We start from the raw sequence: 11,919 nt of genomic DNA, 5'->3' as shown, positions 1-11,919 counted from the left end.
CTCCTGACCCGATTTGATCAGGAGGTTTTTTTCTTGTCCTGACCCTTCTGAAAATGTTTATTCCGGGCTTTGCTGGGAGATACTAGCGGACAGAGGAATGAATTGGATACATAAATCGTTTTTTCAGGAGGGACCAGTATGAGTTGGACAGGGATCGCATTATTTGTACAGCTGTTTTTCGGGATAGTCATCGGACTATATTTTTGGAATCTGCTCAAAAACCAGCGAACACAAAAAGTGACGATAGATAAAGAATCAAAAAAGGAAATGGAACAGCTGCGCAAAATGCGCGCCATCAGTTTATCAGAACCTTTATCAGAAAAGGTGCGGCCGAAAAGCTTTCAGGACATTGTCGGCCAGGAAGACGGAATTAAAGCGTTAAAAGCAGCGCTTTGCGGACCGAACCCGCAGCACGTCATTATTTACGGTCCTCCGGGAGTCGGTAAAACGGCTGCGGCGCGGCTGGTATTGGAAGAAGCGAAAAAACATAAACAGTCACCGTTTCAAAAGCAGGCTGTTTTTGTTGAACTTGATGCGACGACCGCGCGGTTTGATGAACGGGGGATTGCCGATCCGCTTATCGGTTCAGTGCATGATCCGATTTATCAGGGAGCGGGTGCGATGGGCCAGGCGGGCATTCCGCAGCCGAAACAGGGGGCTGTGACTCATGCGCACGGCGGGGTATTGTTTATTGATGAAATCGGCGAGCTTCACCCGATTCAGATGAATAAAATGCTGAAGGTGCTTGAAGATCGAAAAGTATTTTTAGACAGTGCGTATTACAGTGAAGAAAATACGCAAATACCGAATCACATCCATGATATTTTTCAAAATGGGCTTCCGGCAGATTTCCGTTTGATCGGAGCGACAACGAGAATGCCGACTGAAATTCCGCCGGCCATCCGTTCGCGCTGTCTTGAAGTATTTTTCCGCGAGCTGGAAAAGGATGAACTTAAAATCGTTGCGAAGAAAGCAGCCGACAAAATTCAGAAAGAGATTTCTGATGAAGCTCTCAGCGTGCTGACCGCATATACGAGAAACGGACGTGAAGCCGTCAATATGATCCAGATCGCCGCCGGCATGGCGGTGACTGAGGACAGAAAAGAAATCACGACTGAAGATATAGAATGGGTTGTTCATTCCAGTCAGCTCACACCTAAAAATGAGCAGAAAATCGCCGATGAACCGCAAGTCGGCATCGTGAACGGACTTGCCGTCTACGGGCCGAACAGCGGCGCATTGCTGGAAATCGAAGTGAATGTCACACCTGCGCAGGACAAAGGAAGCCTGAATATCACGGGAATTGCAGAGGAAGAAAGCATCGGCAGCCAATCGAAGTCGATCCGCCGCAAAAGCATGGCGAAGGGATCTGTGGAAAATGTGCTGACGGTTCTCCGCACAATGGGCATCAAACCTTCAGACTATGACATTCACGTCAATTTTCCGGGCGGAGGCCCGATTGACGGACCTTCAGCAGGTATCGCGATGGCCGCGGGGATTTTTTCCGCGATTCACCGCATCCCGATCGACCATACGGTGGCGATGACGGGAGAAATCAGCCTGACGGGGCTTGTCAAACCGATCGGCGGCGTCATTCCGAAAATTAAAGCCGCAAAACAGGCCGGAGCAAAAACGGTCATTATCCCATATGAAAATCAGCAGTCCATTCTGAAACGAATAGACGGAATCACCATTAAAGCGGTAAAAACGTTCCAGGAAGTGCTTGACGTCATATTGGTGGACCCTCCTTCAGAACAAAAACCGTTTGATATCCAAATGAATAAAGAATCTGTATAAACCCCATTTTTATAATGGGGTTTTTTTATGGAGGACATCTTTTCCTTTTTCAGAACAGAAAGAAAGGGTATACTACGAAGAGACTGTTTTATATACAGGGCAGGCGGATAAGCCGATTAAAGCCCGATCCCGGAATTGTACAACGATGAAAAAGTTGTATTATAATGGTTCATACTAAAGTCACGGAGGTGTCAGTCACATGGCAGAAGATACAAAACGCAGCATCCCGCTCCTCCCTTTAAGAGGCTTATTGGTATACCCGACAATGGTTTTACATTTAGATGTAGGCCGTGACAAGTCGGTTCAGGCTCTTGAACAGGCAATGATGCATGATCATATGATTTTTTTAGCCACTCAGCAGGATATTTCGATAGACGAACCGGGTGAAGAGGATATTTTCGCCGTCGGCACTTATACAAAAATTAAACAGATGCTGAAGCTGCCCAACGGTACGATCAGAGTGCTTGTAGAAGGCATTCAGCGGGCGCAGATCCTTGAATACACCGAACTCGAAGATTATACTTCGGTCGATATACAGCTGATGCATGAGGATGATTCAAAAGACGTGGAAGACGAAGCGCTTATGCGGACGCTGCTGGACCATTTTGACCAGTACATAAAAATTTCTAAAAAAATCTCCGCAGAAACGTATGCGGCTGTGACTGATATTGAAGAGCCCGGCAGAATGGCGGATATCGTCGCTTCTCATCTCCCGCTGAAATTAAAGGACAAGCAGGACATTTTAGAAACGGCGGATATTAAAGAACGTCTGAATAAGGTCATTCGTTCCATTCATAATGAAAAAGAAGTGCTGGAGATTGAGAAAAAAATCGGTCAGCGCGTCAAACGTTCGATGGAACGCACTCAAAAGGAATACTATTTGCGTGAACAGATGAAAGCCATTCAGAAGGAGCTTGGCGACAAAGAAGGAAAAACCGGCGAAGTTCAGTCGCTCACGGAAAAGATAGAAGAAGCAGGCATGCCTGAGCGTGTCAAAGAAACGGCGCTTAAGGAATTAAGCCGTTACGAAAAAGTGCCGTCAAGCTCAGCGGAAAGCTCTGTTATCCGCAACTATATCGACTGGCTCATCGCCCTTCCGTGGTCGGATGAAACAGAAGATAAACTTGATATTAAAAAAGCCGGGGAAATCTTAGATAAAGAGCATCACGGCTTAGAGAAAGTGAAAGAGCGGATTTTGGAGTATTTGGCCGTGAAACAGCTGACGAAAACGCTGAAAGGGCCGATTCTTTGTCTCGCCGGACCTCCGGGAGTCGGTAAAACATCTCTTGCAAAATCAATCAGTACGAGCATGGGACGCCGTTTTGTGAGAATTTCACTGGGCGGAGTGCGCGATGAGTCTGAAATCCGCGGGCACCGGCGCACATACGTCGGGGCGATGCCGGGCCGGATTATCCAGGGAATGAAAAAAGCCGGCAAACAAAATCCGGTCTTTCTCCTCGACGAGATCGACAAAATGTCGTCTGATTTCAGAGGCGATCCGTCTTCGGCGATGCTTGAGGTGCTGGATCCGGAACAAAACAGCACATTCAGCGACCACTATATTGAAGAGACGTTCGATTTATCGAAAGTGCTGTTTATCGCGACTGCGAATAACCTTGCTTCCATCCCGGGCCCTCTCAGAGACAGAATGGAGATTATCAGCCTGTCAGGCTACACTGAAAACGAAAAGCTGGAGATCGTGAAAGACCACCTGCTTCCGAAACAAATCAAAGAGCACGGCCTCACAAAGAGCAGCCTGCAGATTCGGGATCAGGCGATTACGGACATCATCCGCTACTATACGAGGGAAGCCGGCGTGAGAACGCTTGAACGCCAGATTGCCGCCATTTGCCGAAAGGCTGCAAAGGCCATTGTGTCTGAGGAGAGAAAACGCATTACCGTTACAGAGAAAAATCTGGCCGACTATCTCGGAAAACGGATATTCAGATACGGACAGGCGGAAACCGAAGATCAAATCGGGGTTGTCACGGGGCTCGCGTATACGACGGTCGGCGGAGATACGCTGTCAATCGAAGTGTCATTGTCACCGGGAAAAGGAAAGCTGATTCTGACCGGGAAGCTTGGAGATGTCATGCGGGAATCAGCGCAGGCCGCTTTCAGTTATGTCCGCTCGAAAGCGGAACAGTTCGGAATCGACCCGAAATTCCATGAGAAGTATGACATTCATATCCATGTCCCTGAAGGAGCGGTGCCGAAAGACGGCCCTTCTGCCGGAATTACGATGGCCACGGCGCTCGTTTCAGCATTAACGGACCGTGCGGTAAAACGCGAAGTCGGTATGACGGGAGAAATCACGCTGCGGGGCCGCGTGCTTCCGATCGGCGGACTGAAAGAAAAGGCGCTCGGCGCGCACAGAGCGGGCCTGACCACTATTATTGCGCCTAAAGATAACGAAAAAGATATAGAGGATATTCCAGAAAGCGTCAGAGAAGGACTGAAGTTTATATTCGTTTCTCACCTGGATGACGTTTTGGAACATGCCTTAGTAGGAGAGAAGAAATGAAAGTCACAAAGTCAGAAATCGTGATCAGCGCGGTCAAACCTGAGCAGTACCCAGATGGGGGGCTTCCGGAAATCGCGCTGGCGGGAAGATCAAATGTAGGAAAGTCATCTTTTATCAATTCATTAATCAATCGGAAAAACTTGGCCAGAACGTCATCAAAACCGGGGAAAACACAGACTTTAAACTTTTACATCATCAATGATGAATTGCATTTTGTCGACGTTCCCGGGTACGGATTTGCGAAAGTTTCCAAAAGCGAGCGGGAAGCATGGGGGAGAATGATTGAAACCTATATGACGACCCGCGAAGAGCTGAAAGCCTGCGTGCAGATTGTCGACCTCAGGCACGCGCCGTCTGCTGAAGACGTGAACATGTATGAATTCCTGAAGTATTACGGCATTCCCGTCATCGTTATCGCGACAAAAGCGGATAAGATTCCAAAAGGAAAATGGGACAAGCACTTAAAGGTTGTCAAACAGACGCTTGATATGGATCCTGAAGATGAGCTGATTTTATTTTCCTCTGAAACGAAAAAAGGCAAAGATGAAGCATGGGGAGCCATTAAAAAAATGATCAGCCGGTAATGAAAAACCCAAAACGCAGTGCGTTTTGGGTTTTATCGTATAGTTTTGTTCCGCTTGATAAATAATAATAAAAGGCTGATTCCGATGAAAACATACGGCCAGTATGTTTTGAAGTGTTCCGTCGGAATATGGACGGACTCCAGCCACGCCGTAATTTGTTTAAAGAAGTATAAAAAGAGGGAAAAACCAATCATGGCAGCCGCTTCGTATACATATTCTTTTCTGGCTGCCGCAAATAAGGAGAATCCGAAGACGAAGAGAATCATTTCAAAATCTCCCGGCCACCATGAGAGCTCAGGTTTGGCGAAAAAGTGTAAACCTATGCCGAAAAGAAGCATGCCGATCAGGACGTGAGGCCCGGCCGCTTCCTTTTTGCCCTGATACAAGAGCACGGCCCCCAAGAGCATAAGGAGCACCGGCCATTCCCCCTGATTCGCAAACAGGTGAACCTGTCCGCTCTGAAGCCATGCGAATAATGAAGCGGCTAGCAGAAGTCCCGGTAATAAAATTGATGTTTTTTTCATCCTGTCACCTACCCGCAGTAAAGGATTTTTAGTATGATGATTACAGTGGAAACGAGCTTTTTATACTATAGCATAACATTTTTGAAATCTGTTCACATTTTCCCGAAGAAACTATGTTATAATTATTATAAATAATAAATTCTATGTTAGAATGATTATAAATAAATTGCGATGTACGGGGGTGCATGAAAGCGATGCATATTCTTGTTGTGGGAGTAGATTATAAATCCGCCCCTATTGAAATACGCGAAAAAATAAGTTTTCAGCCGGATGAGCTTGCAGAAGCGATGCTCCGTTTAAAAGAAGAAAAAAGCGTTCTTGAAAACATTATCGTGTCAACCTGCAACCGCACCGAAATATATGCGGTGGTCGACCAGCTTCATACCGGCCGTTATTATATAAAGACATTTTTATCCGAATGGTTCTCGCTGCCGAAAGAAGAGCTGTCTCCGTTTCTGAAATTTTATGAGAGCGACGCGGCGATCGAGCATTTATTCCGTGTGGCGTGCGGTTTGGATTCCATGGTCATCGGAGAGACGCAAATACTCGGCCAGGTCCGCTCGAGCTTTAAAACGGCGCAGGCAGAAAAGACGATCGGCACCATTTTCAATGAGCTGTTTAAACAGGCGGTGACCGTCGGCAAACGCACGCATGCCGAAACCGATATCGGCGCCAATGCCGTTTCCGTCAGTTACGCCGCCGTTGAACTCGCGAAAAAAATCTTCGGCTCATTGTCAAATAAGCACATTTTGATTCTCGGTGCGGGAAAAATGGGCGAGCTCGCCGCAGAAAACCTGCACGGTCAGGGTATCGGCAAAGTAACGGTCATCAACAGAACGTTTTTGAAGGCAAAAGCGCTTGCTGACCGTTTCTCCGGAGAAGCGCGCAGCTTAAACCAGCTTGAACATGCACTTGCTGAAGCTGATATTTTAATCAGTTCGACAGGCGCAAGTGATTTCGTCGTGTCTAAAGAAATGATGGAGAGAGCGGGCAGACAGCGTAAAGGCCGTCCGTTATTTATGGTGGATATCGCTGTGCCGAGAGACCTCGATCCGGCGCTGAACGATCTTGAAGGTGTTTTTCTGTACGATATTGATGACCTTGAAGGAATCGTTGAAGCCAACTTACAAGAACGCCGCGAAACCGCTGAAAAAGTCGAGCTGTTTATTGAAGCGGCAATTGTTGAGTTTAAGCAGTGGCTTAATACGCTCGGGGTCGTGCCGGTCATTTCGGCGCTGCGTGAAAAGGCGCTGTCCATCCAGTCCGATACGATGCAGAGCATTGAGCGCAAGCTGCCTCATCTGACGGTAAGAGAGAAAAAACTTCTCAGCAAACATACGAAAAGCATCATTAACCAAATGCTGCGCGACCCGATTCTGAAAGCGAAAGAGCTTGCGGCTGAAGCGGATTCAGATGAAAAGCTGAAGCTGTTTATGCAGATTTTCGATATTGAGGAAGAGGCCGGCCGCCAGCTGGACAAAAGCCTGGATAACCGCCAGACGGTTCATTCGTTTCAAAAGGCAGAAGCAAAAACGGGCTTACGTCCGCTTGTAAGTGAGTGAGGGCTGTATGATTGATACAGCAATGGCAAGACTTAATGAAGCGACAATTGTTATTTATGCAGTAAGCGTCCTTTTTTACTTTATAGATTTTCTTCAACACAACCGGAAGGCTGGAAAAATAGCCTTCTGGTTGCTTTCTATTGTCTGGACTCTGCAAACCGTCTATCTTTCTTATTTCATGTGGCAGACGGGCAGATTTCCGGTCTTGAATATTACAGAGGCCCTTTACTTTTATGCGTGGGTGCTTGTCACGCTCTCACTTGTGGTCACGCAGATTCTGCGCGTTGATTTTATCGTGTTTTTCACGAATGTCATCGGTTTCTCGATGATTGCGATCCATACGTTTTCACCGACGGATCAGCATTCGGCCGCCTTTTCCGGCCAGCTGGTCTCAGAGCTTTTGGTCATTCATATTACAATGGCGATTCTGTCTTACGGCGCTTTTTCCCTTTCTTTTGTCTTTTCGCTTCTTTATCAGTTTCAATATTCTTTATTAAAGAAGAAAAAATGGGGAAAATGGCTGTTGAGAATTGAAGATTTGTCAAAACTTGATTATATGGCTTACGTTTTAAATGTCATCGGGGTTCCGATGCTGCTGTTGAGCCTGATATTAGGCGTGATCTGGGCGTATGTGTCGCTGGAAACGCTGTACTGGTTTGATTCAAAAGTGCTCGGCTCGTTTATTGTGCTGCTTTTATACAGCTACTATTTATATATCAGAATGATTAAGGAACTGCAGGGAAAAGTGGCGGCGTTATGGAATTCAGCATGTTTTCTCGTGCTGATGATTAATTACTTCCTGCTCGGAAGCCTGTCACAATTCCATTGGTTCAGTTAACGCACGCGCCCAAACAGATTCGGGAGGAAAGAAAATGAGAACGATTAAGGTAGGTTCCAGACGGAGCAAACTGGCTATGACCCAGACAAAATGGGTGATTAACAAACTGAAGGAATTGAATCCTTCCTATGACTTTGAAATCCGGGAGATTGTCACAAAAGGCGACCGCATCCTCGATGTTACACTGTCAAAAGTGGGCGGCAAAGGTTTGTTTGTCAAAGAGATTGAACAGGCACTGCTGCATCAGGAGATTGATATGGCGGTTCACAGCATGAAAGACATGCCCGCCGTTTTGCCTGAGGGTCTTGTCATAGGCTGCATACCGAAACGTGAGGATCCGCGTGATGCGCTCATTTCAAAAGGGCATCAAAAGCTGGACGGCATAAAAGAAGGGGGCATCATCGGCACCAGCAGTCTAAGAAGAAGCGCCCAGATTCTTGCTGAACGCCCTGATCTTACAATTAAGTGGATCAGAGGCAATATCGATACGAGACTTCAAAAGCTTGAAACGGAAGATTACGATGCTATTATTTTAGCGGCTGCGGGGCTTTCGAGAATGGGCTGGAAAGATGATGTCGTATCTGAATTTCTCGAACCGGACCGCTGTCTGCCTGCGGTCGGCCAAGGCGCTCTTGCCATTGAATGCAGAGAGTCGGATGAAGAGCTTTTGAAGCTGTTTGCGCAATTTACCGATGAGTATACGCAGCGCACGGTAGCAGCCGAACGGGCTTTCTTACACGCGATGGAAGGCGGCTGCCAAGTGCCGATAGCCGGGTATGCGTCCGTCAATGACCGGGATGAGGTTGAATTGGTCGGTCTTGTCGCGTCTCCGGACGGAAAGACGATTTATAAAGAAACAGCGGCGGGACATGATCCGGTAGAAATCGGGAAACGCTGTGCGGCGATGATGTCTGAAAAAGGAGCCAAAGCACTAATCGACAGCGTGAAACAGGAGCTCGAACAGGATGGCAAATGACCTTCCTTTACAAGGAAAGACCGTGCTCGTCACCCGGAACAAAAGACAGGCAGCACCGTTCCGAAAAAAAGTGGAGGCGCTCGGCGGAACGGCTGTTTCCGCCTCTCTGATCGCTTTTCAGGAAGCGCTCCCGGATGAATGTGCGGACAGTCTGCGGGAAGACCTTTCTGAACCGGGCTGGCTTGTGTTTACAAGCGTAAACGGTGTCCGGTTCTTTTTTTCCTACCTTGATCAGCATGGCCTTGCGCTTTCGGGACGGAAAAAAATCGCAGCCGTCGGTGAAAAGACAGCGCGCGCCCTGAAAGAGCGGGGAGCCCGGACGGATGCGATGCCTGACGAGTATGTGGCGGAATGTCTGGCTGATACTTTAAAACGGCACGCATCAGCTGCCGAACCCATTTCAGTGATAAAGGGCAATTTATCACGCGATGTCATAAAAGCGGAGCTTGAGCCGCTTGGCTATCAAATAAGGGAATGGGTGTTATACAATACCATTCAGGATGAAAAAGGCATGGACGAGCTGAGACGGGCTGCATCCCGCTCTCATTTTGATTTTATTACGTTTACCAGCTCATCGGCGGTGCATACGTTTATGCGCGCGGTCGGAGACGGAGAAAAAGCGTGGGAAAACAGCGGTGCGAGCTATATCAGCATCGGCCCTTTGACAGAGAAAGCGCTCTTGGAATACGGGATCTCATCCCATGTGCCTGACACCTATACGATTGAAGGCATGCTGGACGTCATGTGCAGCATGTCGGGAAAGGATAGATAATGATGAATCAAACATTTAACAGACACCGCCGTTTGCGCGCGAACGCTGCGATGAGAGATTTAGTAAAAGAAACACGTCTTCACCCTTCAGATTTTATTTACCCGTTATTTGTCGTTGAAGGACTCGAAGGAAAAAAAGAAGTTCCTTCCATGCCGGGGGTTTATCATGTATCACTCGATTTGTTAAAGGATGAAATGGCTGAGCTGATATCGCTCGGCATTAAGTCGGTCATCGTTTTCGGCGTGCCGGAAGAAAAAGACGCCTGCGGAACCCAGGCTTTTCACGACCACGGCATTGTGCAAAAAGGGATTGCTGAGATTAAAAAGCATTATCCTGAAATGATCGTCATCGCTGATACATGTCTTTGTGAATACACGGATCACGGCCATTGCGGCGTCGTGAAAGACGGAGTAATCCTGAATGACGAGTCGCTTGAACTGCTGGCGCAGACAGCCGTCAGCCAGGCTAAAGCCGGCGCTGACATCATCGCTCCTTCAAATATGATGGACGGTTTTGTCACAGTGATCAGGGAAGCGCTCGACAAAGAAGGATTCACGAATGTTCCGATCATGTCTTATGCCGTGAAATATTCAAGTGAATTTTACGGTCCGTTCCGCGACGCGGCTGACAGCACGCCGCAGTTCGGTGACCGAAAAACATATCAGATGGATCCGGCCAACCGCCTGGAAGCGCTACGTGAGGCTGAATCAGACGCGGCAGAAGGCGCTGACTTTTTAATCGTCAAACCGTCTATGTCATACTTAGATATTATGCGTGATGTGAAAAACCGCCATCACCTGCCGCTGGTCGCATATAATGTGAGCGGGGAGTATTCCATGGTGAAAGCGGCAGCCCAAAACGGCTGGATTAAAGAAAAAGAAATGGTGCTGGAAATTTTAACGGGCATGAAACGTGCAGGAGCCGATCTGATTATGACGTATCATGCAAAAGACGCAGCAAAATGGCTTGCTGAGTAACGATTTCATTTGACGGGAGCTGAGGCAGATGAGAAGCTATGAAAAATCAAAAGCCGCTTTTAAAGAAGCGCAGAAACTGATGCCGGGCGGAGTGAACAGCCCGGTGCGCGCGTTTAAATCAGTTGATATGGACCCGATCTTTATGCAGCGCGGAAAAGGATCGAAAATTTTTGATATTGACGGCAATGAATATATCGACTACGTCCTGAGCTGGGGGCCGCTCATTTTGGGCCACACGAACGACCGGGTCGTTGAAAGCCTGAAAAAAGTAGCCGAGAACGGGACAAGTTTCGGGGCATCCACTGAAGTGGAAAACGAACTGGCCAAATTGGTCATTGACCGTGTGCCGTCTGTTGAAATCGTGCGGATGGTCAGCTCCGGCACAGAGGCGACAATGAGCGCCCTGCGTCTGGCAAGAGGATATACCGGCCGCAACAAAATTTTGAAATTTGAAGGCTGTTACCACGGCCATGGTGATTCGCTGCTGATCAAAGCGGGATCCGGAGTGGCGACACTCGGCCTGCCGGACAGCCCGGGCGTACCGGAAGGAATAGCGATGAATACGATTACCGTTCCATACAACGACTTGGAAAGCGTTGCACTCGCATTCCGGGAGTACGGTGAAGATATTGCCGGGGTCATTGTTGAACCGGTAGCGGGCAATATGGGCGTTGTTCCGCCGCAGGAAGGCTTTTTACAAGGACTTCGCGACATTACGGAACAGTATGGCGCGCTGCTCATTTTTGATGAGGTCATGACCGGTTTTCGCGTGGACTATAACTGTGCGCAAGGATATTTCGGCGTGACGCCTGATTTAACGTGTCTCGGCAAAGTCATCGGCGGCGGTCTTCCTGTCGGTGCGTATGGCGGCAAAGCCGAAATCATGGAACGAATCGCGCCGAGCGGTCCGATCTACCAGGCGGGAACATTGTCAGGAAATCCGCTTGCCATGACAGCGGGACTTGAGACGTTACAGCAGCTCACACCTGAATCTTACCAAGAATTTGTGAAAAAAGGCGATATGCTTGAAGAAGGCATTTCAAAAGCAGCTGCAGCACATGGCATTCCGCACACGTTTAACCGGGCAGGGTCAATGATCGGCTTCTTTTTCACCAATGAGCCTGTCATTAACTATGAAGCAGCCAAATCTTCTGATTTAAAGCTGTTCGCCAAGTATTATAAAGGGATGGCCGACGCAGGCGTATTTCTGCCGCCGTCTCAATTTGAAGGATTGTTTCTCTCCACTGCGCATACAATGGAGGATATTGAAAATACCATTCAAGCCGCTGAGAAAGTGTTCCAGGCGATCAGCCGCTGATACCGAAAAGCCGATGCAAGCAAGACTTGTATCGGCTTTTTTCAATG

The 11,919-nt window shown here is 48.0% G+C and carries 10 protein-coding genes; 9 read left to right on the top strand and 1 reads right to left on the bottom strand.

Going from position 1 to position 11,919, the window contains the following annotated elements; genetic code table 11:
- Positions 1–138: 138 nt before the first annotated feature.
- The 3 genes from lonB to yihA all read left to right on the top strand — a co-directional run bounded on the left by lonB (position 139) and on the right by yihA (position 4,905).
- Entirely contained in the window at positions 139–1,797 is a 1,659-nt protein-coding gene (gene lonB, locus ACWJJX_RS13585) for an ATP-dependent protease LonB (RefSeq protein ID WP_003152622.1), read from the top strand.
- A 199-nt stretch (positions 1,798–1,996) separates the two neighbouring features.
- On the top strand, positions 1,997–4,321 hold the full coding sequence (gene lon / locus ACWJJX_RS13580; protein WP_052827698.1) for an endopeptidase La: 2,325 nt from the start codon (positions 1,997–1,999) through the stop codon (positions 4,319–4,321).
- Positions 4,318–4,905 carry a ribosome biogenesis GTP-binding protein YihA/YsxC gene (gene yihA, locus ACWJJX_RS13575; protein ID WP_003152626.1) on the top strand — a complete coding sequence of 196 codons (588 nt, stop codon included), beginning with the start codon at positions 4,318–4,320 and terminating at the stop codon, positions 4,903–4,905. The genes lon and yihA overlap by 4 nt, the downstream gene beginning before the upstream one ends.
- Before the next feature lie 32 nt (positions 4,906–4,937).
- Here yihA and ACWJJX_RS13570 read toward each other — a convergent pair whose 3' ends face one another.
- A complete protein-coding gene (locus tag ACWJJX_RS13570) occupies positions 4,938–5,429 on the bottom strand; it encodes a hypothetical protein (protein ID WP_014305520.1) in 492 nt (163 codons plus the stop codon).
- A 194-nt stretch (positions 5,430–5,623) separates the two neighbouring features.
- Between ACWJJX_RS13570 and hemA the strand changes: the two genes are divergently transcribed.
- The 6 genes from hemA to hemL are packed head-to-tail and all read left to right on the top strand — an operon-like array spanning position 5,624 to position 11,872.
- Positions 5,624–6,991: a glutamyl-tRNA reductase gene (hemA, locus tag ACWJJX_RS13565; RefSeq protein ID WP_003152628.1), complete on the top strand. Its 1,368-nt coding sequence runs from the start codon at positions 5,624–5,626 to the stop codon at positions 6,989–6,991.
- Positions 6,992–6,998: 7 nt separating this feature from the next.
- Positions 6,999–7,829, top strand: a complete 831-nt coding sequence (locus tag ACWJJX_RS13560; protein WP_003152629.1) for a cytochrome c biogenesis protein — start codon at positions 6,999–7,001, stop codon at positions 7,827–7,829.
- 34 nt (positions 7,830–7,863) lie between these two features.
- Positions 7,864–8,805, top strand: coding sequence for a hydroxymethylbilane synthase (gene hemC, locus ACWJJX_RS13555; RefSeq protein WP_232213398.1), 942 nt, complete (start codon positions 7,864–7,866; stop codon positions 8,803–8,805).
- Positions 8,795–9,577 (top strand): uroporphyrinogen-III synthase, encoded by a 783-nt coding sequence (locus tag ACWJJX_RS13550; protein WP_454023036.1) that lies wholly within the window; start codon positions 8,795–8,797, stop codon positions 9,575–9,577. The genes hemC and ACWJJX_RS13550 overlap by 11 nt, the downstream gene beginning before the upstream one ends.
- A gap of 2 nt (positions 9,578–9,579) precedes the next feature.
- Entirely contained in the window at positions 9,580–10,554 is a 975-nt protein-coding gene (gene hemB / locus ACWJJX_RS13545) for a porphobilinogen synthase (RefSeq protein ID WP_094247687.1), read from the top strand.
- A 28-nt stretch (positions 10,555–10,582) separates the two neighbouring features.
- Complete coding sequence (gene hemL, locus ACWJJX_RS13540; protein WP_077722655.1) at positions 10,583–11,872, top strand: glutamate-1-semialdehyde 2,1-aminomutase; 1,290 nt, start codon at positions 10,583–10,585, stop codon at positions 11,870–11,872.
- Positions 11,873–11,919: the final 47 nt, after the last annotated feature.

The sequence above is a fragment of the Bacillus sp. YH3-2-B2 genome (genome assembly GCF_053663335.1).
The sequence above is the reverse complement of the archived record's forward strand: the minus strand, read 5'-3'. Positions and strand labels throughout refer to the sequence as shown.

Coding starts and splice junctions, on each gene's coding strand:
- ACWJJX_RS13560 (WP_003152629.1), top strand. CDS start 6,999: ATGATTGATACAGCAATGGCAAGACTTAATGAAGCGACAATTGTTATT.
- yihA (WP_003152626.1), top strand. CDS start 4,318: ATGAAAGTCACAAAGTCAGAAATCGTGATCAGCGCGGTCAAACCTGAG.
- ACWJJX_RS13550 (WP_454023036.1), top strand. CDS start 8,795: ATGGCAAATGACCTTCCTTTACAAGGAAAGACCGTGCTCGTCACCCGG.
- hemB (WP_094247687.1), top strand. CDS start 9,580: ATGAATCAAACATTTAACAGACACCGCCGTTTGCGCGCGAACGCTGCG.
- hemL (WP_077722655.1), top strand. CDS start 10,583: ATGAGAAGCTATGAAAAATCAAAAGCCGCTTTTAAAGAAGCGCAGAAA.
- lon (WP_052827698.1), top strand. CDS start 1,997: ATGGCAGAAGATACAAAACGCAGCATCCCGCTCCTCCCTTTAAGAGGC.
- hemA (WP_003152628.1), top strand. CDS start 5,624: ATGCATATTCTTGTTGTGGGAGTAGATTATAAATCCGCCCCTATTGAA.
- hemC (WP_232213398.1), top strand. CDS start 7,864: ATGAGAACGATTAAGGTAGGTTCCAGACGGAGCAAACTGGCTATGACC.
- lonB (WP_003152622.1), top strand. CDS start 139: ATGAGTTGGACAGGGATCGCATTATTTGTACAGCTGTTTTTCGGGATA.
- ACWJJX_RS13570 (WP_014305520.1), bottom strand. CDS start 5,429: ATGAAAAAAACATCAATTTTATTACCGGGACTTCTGCTAGCCGCTTCA.